Source organism: Bradyrhizobium diazoefficiens (assembly GCF_016612535.1).
Lineage (GTDB): Bacteria > Pseudomonadota > Alphaproteobacteria > Rhizobiales > Xanthobacteraceae > Bradyrhizobium > Bradyrhizobium diazoefficiens_C.
This window is the reverse complement of record NZ_JAENXS010000002.1, coordinates 2,936,899-2,960,586: the sequence shown is the minus strand read 5'-3', so window position 1 is coordinate 2,960,586 and position 23,688 is coordinate 2,936,899. Positions and strand designations below refer to the sequence as shown.

The 23,688-nt window shown below is 62.0% G+C and carries 23 protein-coding genes and 1 pseudogene; 17 read left to right on the top strand and 7 right to left on the bottom strand.

Annotated elements, in window-relative coordinates; translation table 11 throughout:
- Positions 1–125 precede the first annotated feature (125 nt).
- The 9 genes from JJE66_RS30655 to JJE66_RS30615 all read left to right on the top strand — a co-directional run bounded on the left by JJE66_RS30655 (position 126) and on the right by JJE66_RS30615 (position 8,885).
- Entirely contained in the window at positions 126–929 is an 804-nt protein-coding gene (locus JJE66_RS30655; protein WP_200518308.1) for an SDR family oxidoreductase, read from the top strand.
- A complete protein-coding gene (locus JJE66_RS30650) occupies positions 922–2,124 on the top strand; it encodes a pyridoxal phosphate-dependent aminotransferase (protein ID WP_200518307.1) in 1,203 nt (400 codons plus the stop codon). Before JJE66_RS30655 ends, JJE66_RS30650 begins: the two co-directional genes overlap by 8 nt.
- 217 nt (positions 2,125–2,341) lie before the next feature.
- Positions 2,342–3,274, top strand: coding sequence for an ABC transporter permease (locus JJE66_RS30645; RefSeq protein WP_200518305.1), 933 nt, complete (start codon positions 2,342–2,344; stop codon positions 3,272–3,274).
- The gene (locus tag JJE66_RS30640) at positions 3,274–4,077 is read left to right on the top strand and encodes an ABC transporter permease (RefSeq protein ID WP_200518303.1); all 804 of its coding nucleotides are present in this window, start codon (positions 3,274–3,276) and stop codon (positions 4,075–4,077) included. Before JJE66_RS30645 ends, JJE66_RS30640 begins: the two co-directional genes overlap by 1 nt.
- A gap of 27 nt (positions 4,078–4,104) precedes the next feature.
- Complete coding sequence (locus tag JJE66_RS30635) at positions 4,105–5,169, top strand: extracellular solute-binding protein (protein ID WP_200518301.1); 1,065 nt, start codon at positions 4,105–4,107, stop codon at positions 5,167–5,169.
- A gap of 11 nt (positions 5,170–5,180) precedes the next feature.
- A complete protein-coding gene (locus tag JJE66_RS30630) occupies positions 5,181–6,275 on the top strand; it encodes an ABC transporter ATP-binding protein (protein ID WP_200518299.1) in 1,095 nt (364 codons plus the stop codon).
- Between the two features lie 137 nt (positions 6,276–6,412).
- Complete coding sequence (gene pxpB / locus JJE66_RS30625; RefSeq protein ID WP_200518297.1) at positions 6,413–7,108, top strand: 5-oxoprolinase subunit PxpB; 696 nt, start codon at positions 6,413–6,415, stop codon at positions 7,106–7,108.
- Positions 7,105–8,082, top strand: a complete 978-nt coding sequence (locus JJE66_RS30620; protein ID WP_200518288.1) for a biotin-dependent carboxyltransferase family protein — start codon at positions 7,105–7,107, stop codon at positions 8,080–8,082. Before pxpB (JJE66_RS30625) ends, JJE66_RS30620 begins: the two co-directional genes overlap by 4 nt.
- Before the next feature lie 35 nt (positions 8,083–8,117).
- Positions 8,118–8,885, top strand: a complete 768-nt coding sequence (locus JJE66_RS30615; RefSeq protein ID WP_200518286.1) for a LamB/YcsF family protein — start codon at positions 8,118–8,120, stop codon at positions 8,883–8,885.
- Here the strand turns inward: JJE66_RS30615 and JJE66_RS30610 are convergent.
- Genes JJE66_RS30610 through JJE66_RS30585 form a run of 6 tightly spaced genes read right to left on the bottom strand, consistent with a single transcriptional unit; the run spans position 8,878 to position 13,541 of the window.
- Entirely contained in the window at positions 8,878–9,312 is a 435-nt protein-coding gene (locus tag JJE66_RS30610; RefSeq protein ID WP_200518284.1) for an acetyl-CoA carboxylase biotin carboxyl carrier protein subunit, read from the bottom strand. The genes JJE66_RS30615 and JJE66_RS30610 overlap by 8 nt on opposite strands.
- Complete coding sequence (locus JJE66_RS30605; protein ID WP_200518282.1) at positions 9,303–10,280, bottom strand: biotin-dependent carboxyltransferase family protein; 978 nt, start codon at positions 10,278–10,280, stop codon at positions 9,303–9,305. Before JJE66_RS30605 ends, JJE66_RS30610 begins: the two co-directional genes overlap by 10 nt.
- Positions 10,277–10,939: a 5-oxoprolinase subunit PxpB gene (gene pxpB / locus JJE66_RS30600; RefSeq protein WP_200518281.1), complete on the bottom strand. Its 663-nt coding sequence runs from the start codon at positions 10,937–10,939 to the stop codon at positions 10,277–10,279. Before pxpB (JJE66_RS30600) ends, JJE66_RS30605 begins: the two co-directional genes overlap by 4 nt.
- On the bottom strand, positions 10,936–12,291 hold the full coding sequence (gene accC / locus JJE66_RS30595) for an acetyl-CoA carboxylase biotin carboxylase subunit (protein ID WP_200518279.1): 1,356 nt from the start codon (positions 12,289–12,291) through the stop codon (positions 10,936–10,938). Before accC ends, pxpB (JJE66_RS30600) begins: the two co-directional genes overlap by 4 nt.
- Complete coding sequence (locus JJE66_RS38750) at positions 12,291–12,737, bottom strand: acetyl-CoA carboxylase biotin carboxyl carrier protein subunit (RefSeq protein ID WP_200518278.1); 447 nt, start codon at positions 12,735–12,737, stop codon at positions 12,291–12,293. The genes accC and JJE66_RS38750 overlap by 1 nt, the downstream gene beginning before the upstream one ends.
- A gap of 45 nt (positions 12,738–12,782) precedes the next feature.
- A complete protein-coding gene (locus JJE66_RS30585) occupies positions 12,783–13,541 on the bottom strand; it encodes an SDR family oxidoreductase (protein ID WP_200518277.1) in 759 nt (252 codons plus the stop codon).
- A 186-nt stretch (positions 13,542–13,727) separates the two neighbouring features.
- Between JJE66_RS30585 and JJE66_RS30580 the strand changes: the two genes are divergently transcribed.
- The 4 genes from JJE66_RS30580 to JJE66_RS30565 all read left to right on the top strand — a co-directional run bounded on the left by JJE66_RS30580 (position 13,728) and on the right by JJE66_RS30565 (position 17,713).
- The gene (locus JJE66_RS30580; protein WP_200518276.1) at positions 13,728–14,714 is read left to right on the top strand and encodes a LysR substrate-binding domain-containing protein; all 987 of its coding nucleotides are present in this window, start codon (positions 13,728–13,730) and stop codon (positions 14,712–14,714) included.
- Between the two features lie 96 nt (positions 14,715–14,810).
- Positions 14,811–15,482, top strand: a complete 672-nt coding sequence (locus JJE66_RS30575) for a 4-carboxy-4-hydroxy-2-oxoadipate aldolase/oxaloacetate decarboxylase (RefSeq protein ID WP_200518275.1) — start codon at positions 14,811–14,813, stop codon at positions 15,480–15,482.
- A 664-nt stretch (positions 15,483–16,146) separates the two neighbouring features.
- Entirely contained in the window at positions 16,147–16,737 is a 591-nt protein-coding gene (locus JJE66_RS30570; RefSeq protein WP_200518274.1) for a DUF6088 family protein, read from the top strand.
- Positions 16,730–17,713 carry a nucleotidyl transferase AbiEii/AbiGii toxin family protein gene (locus JJE66_RS30565; protein WP_200518273.1) on the top strand — a complete coding sequence of 328 codons (984 nt, stop codon included), beginning with the start codon at positions 16,730–16,732 and terminating at the stop codon, positions 17,711–17,713. The genes JJE66_RS30570 and JJE66_RS30565 overlap by 8 nt, the downstream gene beginning before the upstream one ends.
- A 493-nt stretch (positions 17,714–18,206) precedes the next feature.
- Here JJE66_RS30565 and JJE66_RS30560 read toward each other — a convergent pair whose 3' ends face one another.
- Positions 18,207–18,722 carry an IclR family transcriptional regulator gene (locus JJE66_RS30560; protein ID WP_311979977.1) on the bottom strand — a complete coding sequence of 172 codons (516 nt, stop codon included), beginning with the start codon at positions 18,720–18,722 and terminating at the stop codon, positions 18,207–18,209.
- Between the two features lie 419 nt (positions 18,723–19,141).
- Between JJE66_RS30560 and JJE66_RS30555 the strand changes: the two are divergent.
- From JJE66_RS30555 to JJE66_RS30540, 4 genes and pseudogenes are all read left to right on the top strand, one after another.
- Positions 19,142–19,558 (top strand): annotated as a pseudogene (locus JJE66_RS30555) (transposase); the annotation flags it as partial.
- Positions 19,559–20,014: 456 nt separating this feature from the next.
- Positions 20,015–21,424 carry a group II intron reverse transcriptase/maturase gene (gene ltrA, locus JJE66_RS30550; protein ID WP_200518271.1) on the top strand — a complete coding sequence of 470 codons (1,410 nt, stop codon included), beginning with the start codon at positions 20,015–20,017 and terminating at the stop codon, positions 21,422–21,424.
- Between the two features lie 547 nt (positions 21,425–21,971).
- On the top strand, positions 21,972–22,985 hold the full coding sequence (locus JJE66_RS30545; RefSeq protein ID WP_200518270.1) for a hypothetical protein: 1,014 nt from the start codon (positions 21,972–21,974) through the stop codon (positions 22,983–22,985).
- 103 nt (positions 22,986–23,088) lie between these two features.
- Positions 23,089–23,664: a M12 family metallopeptidase gene (locus JJE66_RS30540; protein ID WP_246756594.1), complete on the top strand. Its 576-nt coding sequence runs from the start codon at positions 23,089–23,091 to the stop codon at positions 23,662–23,664.
- Positions 23,665–23,688: the final 24 nt, after the last annotated feature.

Here is a 23,688-nt window from a genome sequence, read left to right as displayed (position 1 = left end):
AGACCGGCGCATCCGGCCGGGATATTGGATGCCCTTATGAGGGCAGAACAAATCTGCTGTATGCCTACATCGGCCCATGCACGTAGCTTTCCGCCGCCTGGCTGCCTGCAAAAGAGCCCCCGCAGATGGGATTTTCGGACTATCGAACGGTATTGGTGACGGGCGCGTCCTCGGGTATCGGGGCTGCGACGATTCGGCGGCTCTGCGCCGAGGGGCTCGAGGTTCATGCGCTGGGGCGAGACCATCGGCGCTTGGCGAGGCTCTCGGCTGAGACGGGCTGTCGACTATGCGCGCTCGATCTGAACGATCTCGCCGCCCTGACGCGGCTTGGGGGCTCGGCCGAGTTCGACGTCCTCGTCAATAGTGCCGGTCAGTCGCGGCGCAGCAATATCCTGGATACTGCACCGGACGACGTCGACGCGCTGGTCGACGTCAATCTGCGCGCGGTCCTGCATCTGACGCGCCTCATCGTACCCGGTATGGCACAGCGCAACCGCGGCCACGTGGTCAACATCTCGTCGATCGCCGGCCATTATGCCTTCGGCGAGAATGCAACGACATTCAATTCATCGGCGGCCTATCACGCGACCAAGTCGGGCATTCATTCGCTGTCGCAGCAATTGCGCATCGATCTCTACGGAACCTGCATTCGCGTCACCGAAGTCTCGCCCGGGCGCGTGGCGACGAGCATCTTCCAGAACCAGAATGCCGCCGACAATCCGGATGCCCGCTTCGTCGGCGCGTTCGAGACGCTCCAGTCCGAAGACATCGCGGAAGCCATTGCGTTCGCGGTGGGGGCGCCGGCGCGGATGAACGTCGCGATGATCGAGGTCGTCCCCACGTTCCAGGTCATCGGCGAACTGCGATTCGCCAGCCGATCCGACACCACGCGATTGAGAGAAATGACAAGCGGAGCCGACAATGCCTGAACTTGCAAACCGCCTCAAGACCGTGAAGGTGTCGGCCTCGGCGGCGATGACGGACAAGGCGCGTGAGCTCCGTGACGCAGGTGTGAAGATCGTCGGCCTGTCGTCCGGGGAGCCCGATTTTCCGACGCCGCCGCATGCGATCGAGGCCGCTCATCGGGCGGCGCTTGCCGGCGATACCAAATATCCGGCGCAGCCTGGGACCGCCGCGCTGCGGACCGCGGTTCAGCGCAAGTTCAAGCGCGAGAACAATCTCGACTATGCTCTTGACGAGATCCTGATCGCCAACGGCGGCAAGCAGATCATCTTCAACGCGCTGTTTGCGACCTGCAATTCCGGCGACGAGGTGGTCATTCCGGCGCCGGGCTGGATCACCTATGCGGACATCGTTCTCCTCGCGGAGGCGACGCCGGTCGCTGTGCCCTGTCCGGAGAACAACCGGTTCAAGCTCCGCCCGGCGGACCTCGATGCTGCGATCACGCCGAGGACGAAGTGGTTGATCCTGAATTTTCCCAATAATCCGACGGGTGCGGCATGTACCCGCGAGGAGATGCGTATGATCGCCGACGTCATGTTGAAGTACCCGGACGTGTGGATTCTCACCGACGACATCTATGAGCATCTCACCTATGATGGTTTCGAGTTCTGTACCATCGCCGAGATTGAGCCACGGCTGAAGAACCGCGTCGTGACCGTCAACGGCGCGTCGAAGGCCTACGCCATGACCGGCTGGCGGGTCGGCTATTGCGGAGGTCCTAAGGACCTGATCGCGGCGATGAATAACGTCCATGGCCAGGCGACCGGCGGTATCTGCACCTTGAGCCAGGCGGCGGCGGTTGCGGTCCTGGACGGTCCGCAGGATTTCCTGAAGGAGCGCTCGTCCATCTATCGTGATCGGCGCGATCTCGTGGTCAAGCTTCTGAATCAGATCCCCGGCATCACCTGCCACAAGCCCCAAGGGGCATTCTACGTGTTTCCGAACATCGCCGGCTGCATCGGTAAGACCACGAAGGGTGGGCGGCGGCTGGACACCGATGCCGACTTCATCTCGGCTTTGCTGGAGGAGCAGCATGTTGCTGCGGTGCACGGTGGCGCCTATGGCATGAGCCCGTATTTCCGCATTTCCTACGCGACCGATATCGGATCGCTCAACGAAGGCTGCCGGCGCATCGCAAGCTTCTGCGAAAGCCTGCGCTGAGCGGTATTCGAAATGCAAGGGGGGGCCCCGGACGGTCGGCCAAAGCCATAACCAGCGGCCTTCGCAGATCAAGATTGGAGCAATATGCCGAACCGGTTGTCATAATCGTTCCTGATGCCCCTAAACGAAGATGTTCTTGGTCCTGTAGAATGCCAACGCATAAGCTTTGTTCTAAAGAGGGGTAGTCTTGGTATCGCACAGTCGAGGACGGCCAGCGATGACCACCAGTGACGAGGCGGTGGCGGTTTTGACTGTTGAGGCGCCACCGGTCGCCCGGGAGAGATCGCGCTGGCGCTTGGCGTTGCCCGTCGGGCTTCTCGCCGTGCCGATGTTGGCTTTCCTGACCTATTTCTTCTTCTATCCGGCGCTCGCCCTGCTGTTCTCGAGCATCCAGACGCAGGACAGCCGCGGCATCATCGGCCGCCCGTTCACGCTGGCGCATTACGCACGTCTCATTAATGTCGAACTCTACGCGCGCGTGCTTTGGACGACGCTGCGGATCAGCATCATTACCTCGGCGCTTGCGACGGTGCTCGCCTATCCGGTCGCCCTGGTGATGGTCAAGAGCCGTCCGATGGTCACGCGGGTCATCACCTTGATCGTGATCGCGCCCTTGATCGTCAGCGTGGTCGTTCGTGGATACGGCTGGCAGCTGGTGCTCCAGAACGGCCCGAAGGGGATGTTGAATTGGATCCTGATGACGCTGCATGTCGTCGACGCACCGATATCCGTCCTCTACACCGAAACGGCCGTCGTGATCGGATCGCTGCACGTGTTCTTCCCGATGATGGTTCTGCCGTTGGCGTCCGCGCTTGGCAAGATCGATCCCAACCTGGAGGACGCGGCTCGCATGCTCGGGGCGCCTTGGTGGAAGGTCTTTCTTCGGGTGACACTGCCGTTGAGCATGCCTGGCTTCGTGGCGGGCTTCACCCTGGTATTTTCGCTCACCGCCGGCTCCTTCGTCATTCCTGCGATCCTGGGCGGGGCCTCGGCGGTGATGCTGGGCAATTTGATCGAGCAGCAGATCTTCGTCGTCTACGACTGGCCGTTCGGTGCTGCGATTGCCGTCGTCCTCGTCGGCCTCGTTCTCGCGGTCAATGGCGTCTCGATGTGGCTTCTGGAAGGCCGGCGTCTCAGGAGGCCTGACTGATGGACGAGCGGTTTTCCGGCTTCGGTGCCTTCATCCTCTACTCCATCACGGCCGGCATGATGCTGTTCATCCTGGCGCCGCTGCTCCTCGTCATGGCCGCGTCGGTCTCCGATTCCTATTTCGTGACGTTTCCGCCGCAGGGCTTCACGCTGAAATGGTATGCCAAGGTTCTCCAGGACCGCGACTTCCTCGAAGCGATGCGGCTCAGCATTTTGCTCGCGCTCGGCACGACGGTGGGCTCACTGCTGTTCGGTGTGCCGGCGGCCTTCGCGCTGGTGCGCGGACATTTCGTCGGCCTCGCGGCGATCAAGGGTTTCCTGCTTTCGCCGCTGATATTTCCGGCCCTGATAACGGGCCTGGCGCTGCTCCAGGTGCTCAATAAGCTCGGCTCGACGGACGCACGGCTGAATCTTCTGATCGGGCATATCGTCGTGACCTCGCCCTATGTCATCCGGACAGTGGTTACCAGCCTGCAATTGGTCGACGAGAATCTGGAGGATGCCGCACGCACCCTCGGGGCCAGCCGGCTGCGAACCTTCTGGCGGGTGACGCTGCCGCAGATCGCCTCTGGCGTCGCCGCCGGCGGACTGTTTGCCTTCATGGTTTCGTTCGACAACTACCCTGTCACGATGTGGCTGGCGAACTCCGAATACTCGCCCGTTCCGCTGGTCTTGATGCGGCAGCTCGTCAATGTTTTCGATCCGTCCGTGCCGGCGATGTCGACCATCATCATTCTGATGGCAATGGTCGGCGTCTTGATTTTGGAAAAATTGGTAGGTCTTCGCCGCGCGCTGGCCGCCTGATGTACTCTTGTAGATGGAGATTGGACCATGAGACTGACGCGTAGGACTCTCATCAAGACCGGTGCATCCGCGGTTGCGTTCCCGACCATCATCAGCCGGGCCTGGGCGCAGGACGCCAGGCAGCTGCATGTTGGCGTTTACAACTCCGCCCTGGGCAAACTGATCCAGAAGGAGGTCATTCCCAAGTTCGAAGCCGAGTTCAAATGCCGGGTCTTCACGATCGAGGGCGCCACGCTCTCCAACATCGCCGCGCTTCGCGCAACCCGCGATACGCCGCGGTTCAGCGTCATGATGATGGATGATGTCGGCATCCCCCAGGCCAAGCAGGAGGGCCTGATCGGCAAGCTCGACGCCGATAAGATCCCCAATCTCGCGAAGGTCTATCCGCGATACATCTTCGAGGACGGCTTCGGGGTCGGATTTTCGAGCTCCAGCGCGGCGATGTTCATCAATCCGCAGGTGACGAAGCCACTCAAGAGCTATGAGGAGATCTTCGACGCCAAATATCGCAAGCAGATCCTCCTCAACACGCCGAAGAACACCCAGAGCGTGCTGATGCTCATCGTTGCGGCCTCGCTCGTCACGGGCAAGCCGTTCAAGGAGGCGCAATATTTGGTCGATCAGGGCTGGGACAAGCTGGCGACGCTCAAGCCGAACGTGCTGACGATCTATGACAGTGAGGCGCAGGTGCTCCAGGTCGCCCAGGGGCAGGCGACGATCGGCGGCATCGAATATTCCAAGGCGATCTATCCGCACACCGCGAAGGGTCTGCCGCTCGATATGACCTTCCCGAAGGAAGGCGCGTTTACCGGCATCAACAGCATGACGATTGTCAAGAACGCCCCGGAGCCGGAATTGGGAGCTGCGTTCATCAACCGCATCCTGGATCCAGCCGTTGCCAAGATGCTCTCCGAGCAGACGCTGAGTGCGCCCTCGGTCGGCGGCATCGAGTTCAAGCCTGAGACGGCAAAATACCTCGCTTATCCCGATACGAAGGCAACCGATCTCGGGCTCTTCACGCCGGACTGGAATTTCATCGTCCCGCGCCGCGGTCCCTGGCTGGAGAAATATAACGAGGTGTTCACGAGCTGAGCGGAGTCGTCATGAAGTCTTCTGAAGTCAGGCTTGAGCGCCTCGGCAAGGAATACGGCCGCATGGTCGCGGTCGACAACGTGTCGCTCGCGATCGAGCCCGGGCATATGGTCGCTCTGCTCGGTCCGAGCGGATGCGGCAAGACGACCTGTCTCCGCATGATTGCGGGACTGATCCGCCCGACATCCGGCGACGTCTTCGTCAATGACAAGAGGATGACCGGCGTGCCGGTGCATCGCCGCAACGTCGGGATGCTGTTCCAGAACTATGCCTTGTTCCCTCATCTGACTGTCGAGGAGAACATCGTATTCGGCCTGGAGATGCGCGGGATGTCTAAGGCGGATGCTGCGAGGAAGGTGAGCGAAGCTCTCAGCCTCGTCCAGCTGTCGAACTTCGGAAAGCGCTATCCGGCCCAGCTCTCCGGCGGTCAGCAACAGCGCGTCGCGCTGGGGCGCGCCCTGGTGATCGAGCCGGCAATGCTGCTGCTCGACGAGCCACTCGGGGCGCTCGACAAGGGGCTTCGCGAGAGCATGCAGGTCGAGCTGCGCGCCCTGCAGCGCAGGCTCGGCCTGACCACCATCATGGTGACCCACGATCAGGACGAAGCGCTGACCATGGCTGACAAGATCGTGGTGATGCGCGATGGCAAGCTCGAGCAGGTCGGCTCCGCCACTGAAATCTACCAGCGTCCGGCTTCGAAATTCGTCGCGCAGTTCATCGGCGCCTCAAACCTGTTTGAAGGTCCTGTCGAGCAGCGCAATGGCAGTGGAGCGGTCATTCGCGTGTCGCCCGAATTGAGCCTTCAGGTCGACCAACTTCCAGCATCGGCGAGCAACGCGGTGGTCTCGATCAGGCCCGAGGCGATCATCGTCGAGAGGGCTGGTCAGGTCTCGGCGGCGCAATCTCTGAACAGCGTGATGGCGCGTGTCGACCAGGCGATCTATCGCGGCTTCGTCAGTCACTATTACCTCAGGACGCCGAGTGGCGGACAGATCATCGTGTTCGAGCAGAATCAGTCGCAACAGGCGGGACTCCGATACGCCGTAGGCGAGGAAGTTGTCGCGCGGTGGGACACGCCGAGCAATCATATCATTGCCCGTCACTGATACGCGAGACTGGCGCAGCGGGTGCGGGCAATCGACATCCCTTATACCCGTAGACGAACATCGTCTTGGATCGACTTGGGCTGTTTGGTTAGAAATGGAGACGGCGGCGCCGCAGGCGCTGGACCAATGAGGCCCTTTTGTCGATTAATCAGCCCAGCGCTCCCCTTGTCGGCGCGATCGAGAAAAGCCCGAAGATCAGCCTGATCGGCACGCTTGCGATGCTGGTTGAGGCGCCGGGTGAGTTTGACCTAATTCAACAGGGACGCATCTGGGCGCTCGCGGATGCTGCGTCGTCCTGGCCGAACGTCCAGGAAGCCGTCATCGGCGTCACCAATGTGATGCTGGTATTCGAGCAGCCGCCTGCTGATATCGACATGCTCGCCGCTTCGATCGTCGAGCTGTGGCATCGCTTGCCCGGCCGCAAGGCCGACGGCAAGGTCATTGAAATTCCTGTGGTCTATGGTGGCGAGCTTGGCTTCGACTTGCCGGCGGTCGCGAAGCACACCGGACTGCCCGCGCGCGAGGTGATCAGAATTCATAGCGAGGGCGATTACACGGTCTGCGCCGTCGCGAGCTCGCCGGGGTTCGGTTATCTCCATGGCCTCGATCCGCGCATCCACATGCCGCGCAAATCGGTGCCCTCGCTCAACATGCGCGCGGGTTCGGTGACCATCGGCGGGATGCAGACCGGCGTCGCGGCGCTGTCGAGCCCCAATGGATGGAACGCGATCGGCTGGGCCTCTGTCGCCATGTTCGATCCGCAGCGCGAGCAACCGTCTCTCATGCTGCCGGGGGACCGTGTCAGATTCAGGATCGATCGGATCGAGCTATGATCGAGATCCTCGCCAGCCCCGCCTTCAATACGATCCAGGATCTCGGCCGGCATGGTGCGCGCGGCATCGGTGTGAGCACGTCCGGCGCCATGGATCCCGTCGCACTCGCGGCCGGAAATGCGCTGCTCGGCAATGAGGACGGTGCGGCCGGCATCGAGATCCAGACATTCCCGTTCCGCCTGCGTTTCCAGGAGGACATGACATTTGCGCTCACGGGCGCCGATCACGTTTCGACGCTGGCCGGATCATCCATGCGCCCGTGGTGGTGCAAGCGGGCGAGGGCTGGCGACATTCTCGCGATCGGAACGCCGCGCCGCGGTGCGCGCGTCTACGCGACGTTCGGCGGCGGCCTCGACGTTCCGTGGGTGCTGGGTTCGCGCAGCACGCATCTGCGCGCCGGCTTCGGCGGGCTCGAGGGGCGAAGCTTGCAGACGGGCGACGTCATTCCGGTCGGCAAGCCACCGCAAGAGGCTGCCCGCCGTTTCGACTTCGGCGCCGCGCCGCCGGACGTCGCGATCCCAGGCGCCGGCCCGCGAGATGACGGCGTGCTGCGGATACGTGTCATGCGGGCCGGTGAATATGATCTGTTTTCAGAGGCGATGCAGGCGAGGTTCTGGTCCACTGCGTGGAAGGTCAGCGCCCGGAGCGACCGCGGCGGATACCGCCTCACTGGAGACAAGTTGACATTGGACGCACCGATCGAGATGCGCTCGCATGGCGTCGTGGCCGGCGTCGTGCAGGTGCCGCCGGCCGGCGAGCCGATCATCCAGATGAGCGACGCCAACACGGCCGGCGGCTATCCCAAGATGGCGGCCGTGATTCAGGCCGATCTCTGGCGCCTGGGCCAGGCGGCGCCAGGATCATTCGTCGCCTTCAGGGATGTGAGCTACCAGGAGGCAGTCGCGGCCATGGCCCCCGTCAATGACTATCTCGCCAGCTTGCGGGCTGTCGCGGATCTTTATCGACAGCTTTGAGTGAACGTCAACGAGAACAAGAGCAGGGTGCGAACATGAAAGTCGGCATCAATTCGGACATGGGCGAGGGCTTCGGCAATTATCGCATCTGCGATGACGAGGCGCTGATGGGCATCGTCTCGTCCGCCAACGTGGCGTGCGGCTTCCACGCCGGGGATCCCATGATCATGGATCGCATGGTCCGCTTGGCAAAGCAGAAGGGAGTTGAGGTCGGTGCCCATCCGGGCCTGCCCGACCTGCTCGGATTTGGCCGCCGCGTGATCCAGATGGATGCCGCCGAACTCGAGAAGCATATGGTCTATCAGATCGGCGCCTTGCAGGCGATCGCGGCCAATGCCGGCCACCGCGTGACCCATGTCAGCTTCCATGCCGCGATGGGCAATATGGTCAATGCGGACCCCGGCATGGCTGATGTCGTCGCGCGCGCCATCGCGACCATCAACCGCGATTTCATCGTGTTCTCGCAGCCCGACGCCGAGATCGTGCGCGCCGCGCGCGAGGTCGGCTTGCGCGTCTTGACGTTGTTCCTGGCCGATCGGGCCTATGACGAGAACGCCCATCTGGTGTCACGCAAGCTTCCCAATTCCGTCATCACCTCGCAGGAAGCGGTAGCTGAGCGGGTCAAGCGGTTCCTGGACAGCGGAACGGTGAAGACCATCGAGGGCAAGTCGATCAAGATCGAGGCTCGCTCGATCCTGATCCACAGCGACACGCCTGGATCGGTCGATCTCGCCCGCACGGTTCGCCGTGTGATCGAACGGGGCGGCGGCGAAGTCACGCCTGCAACCGTACTGCTCAATTGAGCGGGTTGCCTGGCGCGAGCGGAAGGATGCGCACGATCGGAGTGCCGTAGCCGACCATGGCGCCGGTTTCCGCAATCACGGCATCGACGATGCCCGCGGTGGGCGCAAGGACGGGTGCATACAATAGCCCGATCTTCACCAGGCCGAGCGTCGCGCCCGCCTCGATGCGCTGGCCGGGCGCGACGAACGGCTTGTCGTGCCAGGGATGGGCCGCACGGAAATGTCCCGCGACATCGGCTTTCGCCATGACGAAATGATCGGCGGCAGGGGCGGTTGCGGCCGCAGGCGATGCAGAGGCTGCCGTGCGGAGCCTTGTGTCCACAACGAGCTTCAGGGTCAGTCCCGGCTCCTCGATCTCGATCGAGTCGACGCCGGAGTTTTCGAGGATCTGCACCAGGCGCGCGATATCGGTTGTCTCTATCGGCATGTTCGGGCCTCCTCGATAAGACGCATATTGGCCCGCAGCCGGTCGAGATAGGCCGACATCTCGCGTTCGGCTGCAAGAGCATCGGTGTAGGCGGTCTGTTCGAACCGCAGCTTACCGCCGAGCCGCGCCTGCCCGACGCGCCACAGGTCGGCCCCGATGACGGTCGCGATCTTCGGATAGCCGCCGGATGTCTGCGCGTCTCGCATCTGAATGATGGGCTGCCCGTTGGGGGGAATCTGGATGACACCCGGAACGATGCCGTGCGAGCGCTTTTCGAGCGACGCTTTCGGCTGCACCGCGGGGCCTTGCAGGCGGTAACCATAGCGATTGCTTTGAGGCGTGATCGTCCAGCTGCTGGACCAGAACAAGTCCTGCGCCGTGGCGTCGAACGCCTCATATTCACCGGCAACGATGACCCTGACGATGGTCTCGTCCGCAGCAGCGTTCGGCCGTGCCAGCGTGATGCCGGCGGGCTCGATCCCGAGCTCGCCAATGGCCGCAGCGGACGCAGCGCAGGGCAGGATGTCGCCCACCTGCAGCGGCCGTCCGTGCAAGCCGCCGAACTCGCCGCGAAACTGTGTGCTGCGCGAGCCCATCACCATCGGCACGTCGATGCCGCCGCTGACGGCCAGATAGCTTCGTGCGCCGTGAGACATCGCCTTGATGTTCAGAATATCTCCGGCGCGCGCGTACGAGCGCCACCACGGCGGAATGGCGCGTCCTGCGATCTCGGCCTCGACGGCGGCGCCGGTGAGCGCAAAAGCCGTGTTCCGATCGAAGCGGAGCCTGAACGGCATCATCGGGATTTCGACGGCGGCGGCATTCTCGTCATTGCCGAGCAGGATGTTGCCGGCGCGCAGCGCGACATCGTCCATCGCACCCGAGGTGCCAACCCCGAAGCGGTACTGGTCGAAGCGCCCGAGATCCTGGATGCTGGCCGGACCCGTGACTGACAGGATCTCGATCAACGGATCACCCGCTCGATCTCGAAACGGATCGTATCGCCCGGCACGAGCGCGGCTGGTGTCGGCCAGGATGGGTCGAAGAAAGTCCAGCTCGTGTGTCCGATAGCGTGCCAGCCGCTGGGGCCGGGAGAGGCGGAGACGCCGGTCTGCGACCCGCCGATCGAAACCGAGCCGCCAGCGGAGCGTTGCAGCGGTGTCTGTCGTCGCGGCATAGTGATGCGCGGATCCATGCCGCCGAGGTAGCAATAGCCGGGATGGCTACCCAGTGCGAACACCGTGTAGAGCGGCGCGGCATGGATGGCCACGACGTCATCGATGGACAGGCTGCAATGATCGGCGACGGACTGGAGCTGCGATCCGATCTCCCCGCCATAGGTGACCGGCAGCGTGATCTCGCGGCCGCCAATGGCGAGGCCTTCCGCCGTCTCCCAGCCGTCGTTGAGAGCGGCGATCAGGGCGTCGAGTTGGCGAGGAGGCGTTGCGAAGGTCAGCATCAGGTTGGTGATGCCTGGAACGGCTTCGCGAATGTCAGGCCATTTCGATGCCGTGGCGGCCAGTGCCCAGATGCGTCGCTGGTGCGGCAGGTCGAACGCCCCGGGGGCCTCGAACAGGAGAGCCGATGTGCCGAGCAGGCTGATCCGCGGCCGGTCGGGCACCGTCATTGTGCGGCCACCTTCGCATTCATCCAGTGTTCGAGATGGTGGATATCGAAGCCGCCACGGCAGAACGTCGGGTCCGAAAGGATCGCCTGGTGCAAGGGCACGTTGGTCCGGATGCCTTCGGCGCGCAGTTCGGACAAGGCGACGCGCGCGCGGGCCAGGGCCTCGTCGCGGGTGCTGCCATGGGCGATCAGCTTGCCGACCAGGGAGTCATAGTGACGCGGTACGGCGGCGCCCGCCGTGATATGGGAGTCGACGCGAATGCCGATGCCGCCGGGCACGTCCCAGCGCGTCACCGTGCCGGGCGAGGGCGTGAAGGTGGCGGGGTCTTCGGCATTGATGCGGAATTCGACGGCATGGCCGACAGGCGCGATGTCGCCTTGCGCGATCCCGAGGTGCTCGCCACGCGCAATTCGAATCTGTTCCTTGACGATGTCGATACCCGTCGTCATCTCGGTGACGGGATGCTCCACCTGGACGCGCGTGTTCATCTCGATGAAGAAGAACTGCCCGTTCTCGTAGAGGAACTCGAACGTGCCGGCGCCGCGATAGCCGATCCGCCGGCAGGCTTCGACGCAGCTCGCGCCGACCTGCTGGATCAGGGCGCGATCGATGCCCGGCGCGGGAGCTTCCTCGACGACCTTCTGGTTCCTGCGCTGGAGCGAGCAGTCGCGGTCGCCGAGCCAGAGATGGTTGTCGTGCTGATCGCACAGCACCTGAATCTCGATATGGCGCGGCTTCTCGAGGAATTTCTCGATATAGACCGCAGCGTTTCCGAAGGCCTTGCCGGCTTCCGCGCGCGTCAGCGCAAGCGCCTCGTCCAGCGCCTCTTCCTTGCGCACGATCCGCATGCCGCGGCCGCCGCCACCGCCGGCGGCCTTGATGATCACGGGATATCCGATGTCCCGCGCGATCGCGCGCACCTCCGCCGGATCATCCGGCAGGGCGCTGTCCGGGCCGGGTACGCAAGGCACACCCGCCAGCCGCATCGCGCGCTTGGCGGCAACCTTGTCGCCCATGGTCCGGATGCATTCCGCGGGAGGGCCGATGAAGGTGAGACTGGCGCGCGCGACCCGATCGGCGAACTCCGCGCTTTCCGAGAGAAACCCGTATCCTGGGTGGATCGCCTGGGCGCCGCTGACCTCGGCCGCGAGCAGGATCGCCGCCACGTTGAGATAGGTGCTGTGCGCCGGAGCCGGTCCGATGCAGAGCGCCTGATCGGCGAGCGCGACATAGCGGGCGTCGCTGTCTGCTTCCGAGTGAATGACGACCGTCTTGAGACCCATGGCCCGACAGGCGCGCTGGATACGGAGCGCGATCTCGCCGCGGTTGGCGATCAGGACCTTGTCGAACATCAGGATGAACCCGCAGGACCGATCCGGAACAGCGCTTGCCCCGCTGCGATCTCGTCACCATTCTCGGCAAAGATCGCAAGCACGACACCGGACGTCTCGGCGGCGATATCGATGAAGGCCTTCATCGCTTCGATCGTGCATATCTTTTGCCCGGCCTCGATCCTCGCGCCGACCTCGACCAGCGGGGGCTCGTCCGGCGCTGCAGACCGGTAGAACACGCCGTGCATCGGCGCGGAGACGACGATATCGGCGGGGCCGCCGGGCGCATGATTGGCGGAGGGAGTTTGCGGATCGCTTCCGCCGGCAGGACGAGCCGGGGCCGGCGGCGCTTCCGCAGCCGGGCGCTTGAGGATGCGGATGCGGGTTCCGTCTTGCGTCAGATCCAGCTCCGCGATGGAGGAGCGGGCAACCAGATCCACGAGTTGTTCGATCTTGGCGAAATCCACGGTCACGCTCCGCGTTGACGGCCTATCGCGCTCGGGCGTCACGCATTACTCAGCCGGCGGCCTGCTCTTCTGCGCGAAATTGAGGCCGCCGACGACTTGCTGGGTCGGCAGGACCTCCATGAAGGCTACGTTCATGCGCGCCGGCGATCCAATCGCAAATGCGATCGAATTGGCGATATCTTCGGGCTGGAGAGCATCATAATCATCGAAGAAGCGGCGCTTGGCTTCAGCCAGATCGCCCAGCAGCCGTCCGAACACTTCGGTCTCGACCCGTGCCGGCGATATCTCGGTGACGCGAACCCTGGTTCCGTAGAGATCAACGCGCAATTGCTGCGACAGGGAGTGAATGCCGGCTTTTGTGGCGTGATACACGGTATTGCCGCCGGCGAAGGCGTAATGGCCGGCAATCGAAGAGATGTTGACGATATGGCCGCGGTCGCGACTTGCCATGCCCCGCACGACGAGGCGCGTCAGGTGCAGGACCGCGCGCAGATTAACGTCGATGAGCGCGTCAATATCCTCCGGCCTGGTATCCAGGATGTTGCCGCGCCGGGACTGGCCGGCATTGTTGATGAGGACATCGAACTCGGCCGACTTCGCAAGCGCATCAAGCGCGTCGAGATCGCTGATATCGACGGCGCAGGGCTGGCATCCGGTCTCCGCGGCCAAGGCGCTCAAGCGAGCGGCGTCGCGGGCCACGGCGTGAACCTGGAGCCCTTCCGCGCTCAGGCGCCGAACCGTCGCGGCCCCAATCCCAGAGGACGCGCCCGTCACCAAGGCCGTTCGATAATCCGAAAATCCCATCCGCGAGGGCTCCTCTGCTACCGTCCGACCCGCTGGTGGCGTCGGCTGTAACGCGAGCGGAGGACGAGTTCAGCACTAGCTATAGGCCCCTCAGGTTCCCGGTGGTAAGAACAATTCCTTCTGATCCCATAGCTTCAGCCTATTGCTGCTGCATTGCTCCTTATCTGGATATCCGGAGACGCCGTATTGGATACGAAACGTTTGGAGGCCTTCATCAAGGTTGTGGATCTCGGCAGCATGACGAGCGCGGCCAAGGTGCTGAATGTCGCGCAGCCGGCGCTGAGTCAGCATATCGCGAGCCTGGAGGCGGACTTCAAGTGCAAGCTGCTCGATCGCAGTGCCCGCGGGGTCAAGCCCACCGAAGCAGGACGAATCCTCTACCGCTATGCCAAGTCGATCCAGCGGCAGATCGAAGAGGCCAGGCGCACCATTCTGGACAGCAAGCCGGAACTAACCGGCAATGTCACAATCGGTCTGGCCCCGCTCAGCTCGGCGGCGTTGCTCGCGACCCCGCTACTGATGCAGGTGCGTGAACGCTATCCCGGCATCGTGCCGCACATCTACGACAGCTCCGGGGTCATGCTCAGCGAGATGATCCTGAAGGGGAGCATGGATATGGCTGTCCTCTACGGCGAACGCCCGGTGACCGGTCTCGACTACAAGCCGCTGATGCGCGAGTACTTTTATCTTGTCGTGCCCCGCAGCATGTATCCGGAGCAGATGCCTGCAGAGGAAGTATCGGCGACGGAGGTCGCGCAATTCGACCTGCTTCTTCCCTATCGGGAATCCTTCCTGCGACAAACGGTCGAGCGCGTCTGCGCCGAGGTGGGACTCCGCCCGCGCATCGTTGCCGAGATCCATTCCCAATCGACTCTATCTTCGGCGATTGCAGCCGGAGTAGGGGCGGCAGTGCTGCCCATCTCGATCGCAAAGGAACTGCCGAACGTCGACGAACTCTGCATTCGGCGGATCAATGCGCCGTCGGCCTGGCAACAGATGTCGCTGTGCATTTCAGATAGCGCTGCGTTGTCCGATGCCGCATTCGCCGTCTACAAGATATTGCTTGAGATCATCGTCAAGACCTGGGGGCCGCCGGATCTCCATCTCGCCCCGGCGACCATCGCCACGGGGGGCTCAACGTCGCCTTTGGACCGGCCGAAGGACGAGCCATAACGAAACACGATGCGGCAATCCCAAAATCTGAATTTGCTGCCCCAAGGCAGTTGGTTATGGAGGTGTAACAGAGACCGCGACCGCAAGGAGGTTATCATGGTGCATGTGATCAGGACATTCGATCGGCCCGCCGCCGAGCTTGTCGAGCGCATCAAGAAGTTTCCTCCGTCCACCCTTCACGAGGCGCAGGGGCGATTGGGTGCGCTGATTTCCCGCATCAAGCCGATCTATTCCGGGATGCGCGCCTGCGGACCGGCGCTGACGGTGAGTTGCCATCCAGGGGACAACATGATGTTGATCACGGCGATTTCGCTGGCCAAGCCGGGCGACGTGCTCGTGGTGAGCGCGGGCGATCATCCCGAGCAGGGCGGCTTTGGCGAGGTGCTGGCGACGGCCTGCGTCGCCAAGGGCATCGTCGGGCTGGTCACTGATGCCGGCGTTCGCGATGGCCTTGCGGTGCGCGACACCGGCTTCAGCGTCTTCTCCTACGGCCTCTGCATGAAGGGCACTGTTAAAGAGACGCTTGGCACCATCAATCAGCCAATCGTCATCGGCGGGATTACGGTTCGTCCCGGCGATATCGTCAGTGCCGACGACGACGGTGTGGTGATCGTGCCCAAGGAGAACATTGCCGACGTTTGCGTCAAGTCGGCGGCGCGCGAGGAGAAGGAGGCCGGCATCATGAAGGCACTCAAGGCCGGCGGTAACATCCTCGAACTCTCCGGCATCGGCAAGGTGCTGGAGTCCAAGGGCTGCACCTTCGCCTGAGCGGTCACGCGCCGCAGGCGCGCAATGACGGGAAGACGAAGTGGCAGCCATTCTCGGCTCGGCCGAGCATCGGTACCGCGTCGTCGACAATTGGGCGAAGCTACGGATGGCTGGCAGCTCACCGACGTCGCCTCCGTCGCAGGCGGCAGCAAGGATTGCATCTACGTCTTCATGGGTTCGGTCGATGGTGGAATCGACGATAACAGAGGGATTCCATCGTCTCCCACAAAAAATACGTACGCGTCAAATGTCTTGGCCGTCAAATGGGGCGGGCAGATAAGCGACGGCGTCGACCGCGTTTGCTTGTTTTTGCGTTCTGAACTTGAAGTCGTCGCGGATCGAAAACGGGCAGTCTTCTTGAAGGGGCGATGACCGGCCATCCTGGATGCTTAAGGGGCTTGTCGGGCTCGGGCTTCCGCACGCGTACGACAAACGCTGAAAGGCTGTCAGCGAATGACCCTGGAAAGCGGGTCCGGCGTTGACCCCTCTAGCGGTATCCGAGGTGTGGGAGCAGCCTCGAAAGAGCCCCTTTTGGAAATCCTCAAAAGCACCGAATCGGACCTAATTCGGCAAGTGTTTGAAGCTGCTTTGGAACTTTTTTTAAACCTCACGCTTGTAGGGTGTCAGAAGTTCTCCTATGTTTCTGACAACTGGAGTGAGAGCCATGCCCCCCCTAGGCAACCGGATTTTGGAATTCACCAAAGAACTGCCCGAAGGCGCACCCATTGCTGCCAAGGCCTTTTTGCACCTTGGAAAGCGTGCTGCCGTCGATCAGGCCCTTTCGCGTCTTGCCGAGCGAGGAAAACTCCTGCGCGCGAGGCGAGGGGTATATCTGCGTCCGGTCGAAAGCCGTTTCGGGGTTAGAGCTCCGTCGGTGGAAAAGGTCGTTGAGGAGGCCAATGCACGTAGCGGTGAAACCATCGTCTCCAGCGGCGCGGCGGCGGCCAACCACCTTGGTTTGACAACGCAGGTACCTGTTCGTCAGGTTTATCTGACCTCCGGTCCTTCGCGCGAACTCCACCTCGGCAAGCAAGTTGTCCAGTTCAAGCATGCGCCACGTTGGCAGCTTACCCTGGCCAATCGTCGTGCAGGTGAGGTGGTGCGTGCGCTTGCATGGGTCGGTCCCCAGACGGCAGAACGTGCATTGCGGTCCGTCAGTCAGAAACTGACTCCAACCGAAGTGAGTGAACTTAAGTCCGTGGCTTCTTCGTTGCCGACTTGGCTTGCCAAACCGGTAAGCGAACTGCGTGTCTGACAAGTTCTTAAATCTATCTGACTCCAATTCAGGACGCCCCGCGCACCTTCTTGAGAAAGACGTCTGGGTTGTTTGGTGCTTGAACGCACTTTTTTCGTCTCCACTGGGAGAGCACCTCGTTTTCAAGGGCGGAACGTCCCTTTCCAAAGTGTATGGCGCAATTCGCCGCTTCTCAGAAGACGTCGACCTTACCTACGATATTCGGGCAATAGCCCCTGATCTCGTGAAAACAGGCGAGAGCAACCCCGTCCCCCAGACTCGCAGTCAGGGCAAAAAATGGAGCGACCAGGTCCGAGAGCGACTTCCAGTCTGGGTGAAACAAGAGGCGCTTGCCGTTATCAATCAGAATCTGGAAAACGACAACCTGACTGCAAAGGCGGAAGCCGACGGTGACAAAATCTTCGTCAGATACGCTCCGTTGGAGACAGGCAACGGCTATGTGAGCTCCGCCGTCATGCTTGAATTCGGCGCAAGATCCACAGGTGAGCCGAGCGCGCTTCATGACGTGGTTTGCGACGCCGCCCAGTATCTTGAAACTCTCGATTTTCCTACTGCCAGGCCGAAAACCATGAAAGCGGAGCGCACCTTCTGGGAGAAGGCGACCGCGATCCATGTTTTTTGCGTCCAGGGCAAATTGCGAGGCGAGCGTTTTGCTCGCCACTGGTACGATCTCGTGAGGCTCGATGATGCGGGGATCGCGGACGCTGCATTGAAAGACCGAAAGCTGGCTGAAACCGTGGCAGAGCATAAAACATGGTTCTTCTCCGAAAAGGACCGTGCCGGTACGACGATTGACTATCACAAGGTAGTCAATGGTGCGTTGAGGCTCGTCCCGAAAGGCGAAACGCGAGCCGTTCTGGAACGGGACTATCAACACATGGTCGAAGATGGGCTTTTGCTGGACGAACCACAGACCTTTGGAGCGCTCATGCAACGGTGTGCTGAGATCGAAAGCCGGGCGAACAAACCAGCCTGAATATCTAGAGATGGCCGGAGTTGATGCGCTGACCTCGATCAAATATCGCGCAGATCACCGAATTGGCTTCCACCGGGTGCGAATGCGATCGATGTCAATCAAATTTGCGCGCCCGATATCGCTTTGCATCAGCTGACGCGCGCAGACTCGGTCTATACACTCTAACTACGACGAGACAAACAACATCCGCCGCTTGCATACACGGGCCGCATGAGGCCTCCACGATGCTGCACGATGATAACGACGAAGCTCCCGACCGTCGTCGCTCCCAAAGCTTTGGTTTTAAAACGTGCCGGCCGCGGAGCGGTGTTTCTCCGCTTCCTTCCAAACAGAATGCGCTTGACACCTGCCTTTGGAGGGCGACCCTTGCTCGCGGTCTTCGGTTTCCGGGATTAGAATCCCACCTCGCTGAAGGGCAGATGGCGCAGGGGGTACTTCGGTCGTCATTCTGCGCTCGCAGGCAACAAGCCCACCAAGGCCTTCGCTTCTGACTTCAGAGCATCGACTGGGTCTTACGCGCGTCAGCATCGAATCGCGTTCTGATCGCTGACAGTGAGAGGGCTCCCCTCAGTTTGCCATGCACGTCGACCAAGGGCACGGCTGCAGCAGCAGCCTCTAGATCCCGCTCGCCGATCGAAACGTAAAAGCCGCGATCGCGGATCTTCTTCCCCGCCGGATCACATGACTCGCGGTAGGCGGTGAGAACCCGGCCGGCGGCGCCGCGATCGATAGGCAACCGCTGACCCTCTTCAAGGTGGTGTCGAACCGAACGTGGAGAATTGACGCGGTAAAGACAGATGCGTTCATCGCCATCCGCGACATAGAAGGACGCGGTTTCCCCGGTTGCTTCGACCAGTCGGCGGAGCGCCGGCCGGATCACTTCATCGAGGTCCAGGCCGCCTTTGATAGAGCGCGTCGAGCCGCCACAGCTCCGGTCCGGCCGAAACAACCGGTCCGGGCCCCGAACCAGGAAACCGCCGGCTTCCAGCGAAGCGGCCAGCCGCAGCACCGTGCTCTTATAGAGGTCGGTTGTACTATGCAATGTGCGAGTATCAAGCACGTGGACGGGGTAGCCCGGGCAGTATCCGGTGAAAGAGCGTGCCCCGCTTCGAGTAGGCTTGCCCTCGTCGGGCCGGACGCAAGGCGCTCACGCCCTGCCGCGGAATGAACCAGCATCCAAGCTGCTCGAGGTGCCAATCACTCGGCGCGATCGGCCACTGAGATCGTCTCTCAGCGAGCACCCGGTCGATTTCTCGTATAAGGCCGCCCATCCTTGCGGCCGCCAGTTCAGGTGTCTCGTCGGACAACGACCAGTAGACGCGGCCGTGTCCAATCGAATCGGAGAAGTGTCTCGTGCCTCTTCGATCCGCTTTTCTGTAAGATTTCGATAGGCCCTATGCACGCTTCCCGGAGCATTCCGAAACAGCGCGTCGATGTCGATCAGCCTTCCGGTTCATCTCGACTGGCATTCGCGAGGACGATGCCGAAGCTGCGAAGACGCAGTGGCGCAAGGTCGCCGACCAGATCCGCCTCAAGCTACCCAAGCTTGCCGGCTTCCTCGACGAGGCCGAGACCGATGTGCTGGCCTACATGACGTTCCCGCCGCAGCATCGCACCAAGCTGCACTCGACCAATCCGATCGAGCGTCTCAACGGCGAGATCAAGCGGCGCACTGAGGTGGTCGGCATCTTCCCCAACGAGGATGCCATCGTCCGCCTCATCGGCGCGATCCTGCTCGAGCAGAACGATGAATGGGCGGTACAGCGGGCCCACTACATGACGCTGGAAACCATCGCACCTTTGAGCGATGACCCAACCGTCAGCCTTCCGGCTATCGCCAGCTGACCGACCCGGCTCCTTCCGGTGAAGCAGGTGACACACCAGCTACACCACGCCCCGGGGAGTACGTCATGCCAAGCTGATGAGTGCTTGTGGGTGCAAGTCCCATCCGGCCAAAGCCGCAGCAGGCGAGCCGGGACCGAGTCTTGCGGGCGTCGCGGCAACGCGGGGTCTGAAGTGTAGACAGGAGTCATGCGGGATGCGGGAATGAGCCTCGAAAGGTGGATGTTCGCGGAGGCCGAGTGTGTTCCCTAGTCACGAAGGCAACACGAGCATCGTCGTTATGCGAGACGATGCCGCTCCGTCGGGGTCGATGGCCGGATCACGCATGGAAGGCAATCATCGGAACATGAGAGGCCCGACCGGGTCCGCTGGATTGGTCTCCAGTGGGGGACAGCGGCAAGGCACTGCCAGAGCCGCGGTCCGAGCTGAGGTCGGGAGTCGGACTGGTCCATACTACCTGTGAAGTCGTCGAAGGTAACGAGACGCATGGAGGGAAGGGACCAGCCCGGGGGGAGCCTGCGCGAGAAGGCCAGGGTCCGGACACAGAGCCGGGTCGCCTTGCCGCCGAACCTCAAGCGGGTGAACGCGGCGGCCAGCCAGGCCGCCCAAACCCGGTTCACGGCCCTGCTGCACCATGTCGACGAAGACGCTCTTCTTCGGGCGTTCCGACGACAAAAGCGGCAGGCCAGCGCGGGGGTCGATGGGGTGACAGTGGCGAAGTACGAAGAGGAGCTGACGGATAACCTCCGCGACCTCTGCGCACGGATCCACACTGGTCGCTACCGGCCACAGCCGGTGCGGCGGGTCTACATTCCCAAAGCCGATGGCGGTAAGCGACCTCTCGGTGTGCCGGCGCTAGAGGACAAGATCGTCCAAAGCGCGGTGGCCGAGGTGTTGAGCGCCGTCTACGAGGCCGACTTCCTCGGGTTCTCCTACGGCTTCCGGCCGGGGCGTAATCCGCACATGGCGCTTGATGCTTTGCATACAGCGATCATGAGTCAGCGCGTGAACTGGGTGCTCGATGCCGACATACGCAGCTTCTTCGACTCGGTCGACCACGAGTGGCTGTTGCGGATGCTGGCGCACAGGATCGCCGATCCTCGCATTCTGCGGCTCATCGGGCTGTGGATGCGAGCCGGCGTTCTTGAGAGCGGCGAGTTGCAAGAGACGGACAGAGGCACTCCGCAAGGGGCGGGCATCAGCCCGCTCCTCGCCAACATCTTCCTGCACTACATCCTCGATCTCTGGGTCCACCGATGGCGTCGTCGCCATGCACGCGGTCGCATTGTGATCGTGCGCTACGCCGATGACTTCGTCATGGGCTTTGAGAAGAAGGCGGAGGCAGACGAGATGCTCTTGGCCCTCAAAGCGCGACTGGCCGGCTTCGGCCTGACGCTTCATGAGGACAAGACGCGGCTGATCGAGTTTGGCCGGTTCGCGGCCCTCTCGTGTCAGCGGCGCGGCGAGCGGCGGCCCGAGACCTTCGCCTTCCTCGGCTTCACCCACTACTGTGGGCGGACCCGGGATGGCCGGTTCATCGTGAAGCACAAGACGGAAGGGAAGCGCCTGACGCGTAAGCTGACGGCGTTGCGCCAGGAGGTCTGGCGGTTCATGCACGCGCCACTGGCCATGCAACACGAATGGCTCACCGCCGTTCTGCGTGGACACTACGGCTACTATGGCAGACCGCACAACTACCCAGCGCTCAACGGCTTCTACCGGGAAGTGCGTCGGACCTGGCTGCGCTGTCTGAGACGGCGCAGTCAGAAAAGTCGGCGCATGGGTTGGTCGGAGTTCGAAACCCTGACGGCTCGCTTCCGTCTGCCCGTTCCACGCATCACTCGCACTTGGGCGCAGGCGCGGATATGACGCGGGTTACTCTCGGGAAGAGCCGGGTGCGGGAAAGCCGCATGCCCGGATCTGTGAGGGCGAAAGCCGAATGGCTGAGCTACTCGACCACGATCCATTCGCGATTGGCTCTTGTCGGCGCGCAAGCTCCCGAGCCTTCTCTTTCCATGTATCAAAGGCCGATCTCTCGGCTCGGCTGTCCACAGGCCCAGGCAAAATCTTCGTCCAAATCACTCGATCGATATGTTCCATCGATAGGCGTGTGCCGACATACTTGCAATCGGCTCCACTCATTGCTCACACTGCTTCGTCCATGCCGCACGACCGTGACCCAAGCGGCTTTTCGAGAAGCGCAAGACCGCACAGAAAATCTGCGCCAAACCCGTCCACAACAACGAAAAGCTGCATTGTGGTCAGGATGCTATTGACGAACCCGCGCGGACGCTTTTCAATCTGGGCGGGAGATCCGCGCGTGCTCAGCGACGCGGACGGGGGCGGACGTATGTGGAAATTCAGTCGAGCCACGGCTTGCGTTGGCATCTGCCTCGGTATGGGCGGATGCACCAGCTTGTACTACATTCATGATCCGCAGACAGGCGTAATCACGGCCGGCGAGCTGCCGTATTTCCTCAAGTCGATCCGATGTGAGGTCGTGACATTCTACCAGATCGAACGGGAGAGGCGGAAGGAATACCTCAAAATCTACAAGACCCGGCCTGAAGAGGCGTTCGACAGGTACGCTCATTTCGACATCGACCCGTTCCTGTACGGCACATTCTTCCTGGAGCTAAAGGTGACCGATACGGGCGGGCTCGGATCCGGTTCAGCATTCGATTACAAGCGAATCCTGAGCGCGACGAGCAATGATGTGACCCATGTGGGTCCCACTGCTTCAGCTCAAGATACCTATGACCTGATCTGGTCATTCCTCATGAAGCAGAATGCCCAGCTTGCGTCCGATACGACGGCGGCGGCGGCTGGTCCGGCCACGGATGAACGAGGCTGCTATCGTGGAACCCCTGCCGACCTGATCGAGCTCGAGAGCCTCGCCGAGAACAAGGACCCGGACCGAGCCGCCTATAAGCGCGTCATTGTTGATGCTTCCAAGCCACTGGCAGCCTGGTTGCGGGACAACGCTATTCTTATTGCCGCCAACAATCTTACGCCGGCCATGCCTTCGGAGAGCGCGGAGCCAGCGCAAATGACTTACACATTTTCAATCCAGGTTACCGGCGGCGTAGAGGCAAAGTACTCGCTCACGTCGTCGCGTTGGACGCCCGCTGCGGTCCAGGCTTCTGCCTCCGCTCAGCAGTTCAGTAATCTCGGAATCTACATCAATGGCCCGAATGCGGTCCTTGCCAACGGAGCCAAATCCGGCTCGGCGGGTTATGCGGCGAAGACGCCGCCGCTCGGATCAAAGGATAATCCCATCTACACGGCCCCCTCGCCGGGAGGCGAGAAGTCGCAGGAATTCCCTGGACGGGCCGGAGCGGCCGGCCGGCGTACCGGCGGGCCTCGGACAAATGGTTTCATTGTGGCGCCGGTGCCCGTCTTCCCACCGACCCCGACCCCGACGCAGTAGGAAAATGTCTCGCCTCTGGTTGCCCAGACTCGTCCTGCTGCTCGCGCTTCTGTTCTGCTGGGGTGCGAATGCTCAGCCTGCGCTTCCCTCGGGAGTGTCCGAAATGGAGCTGTTCGGCACGGTCATTCGCGGGTCCAAGTGGGACATCAAGGAAATCCCGGTCTGCTGGGAAAACCTGCGGCCGCAGGACCGCAAATATGCCGACCTCGTGCGAAAAGCCGTGGCGGAGACTTGGGAGACTGCGGCGCAAGGCGGCGTCTGGTTTGCGAAGGACTGGCCGTCCTGTACTGATGGCGCGCCCGGTTTGCACGTGCGGATCGCTGATGAGGGCGCTCACACCGAAGTCGTCGGGAAGTACCTGGACGGCAGGCCCTCTGGCATGATTCTCAATTTCAGTTTCAATCATTGGAGCAAAGGCTGTCGAGACAAACGCGAATTTTGCATTCGCGCAGTTGCAGTCCATGAATTCGGACATGCGCTTGGCTTCACGCACGAACAGAATCGCGATGATGCTCCGGAGCAGTGCCGGAATGAAAAAGCGTCAGGCTCGGTCGGCGACTACAAAGTCACCAAATACGACCCCAACTCCATCATGAACTATTGTAATCCAGCATGGAACGGAAACGGACAATTAAGCCCACTCGATATCGCCGCTGTCAGAACGTTCTATCCCTCCTGACATTCGGCCTGTTTGTACTCATGT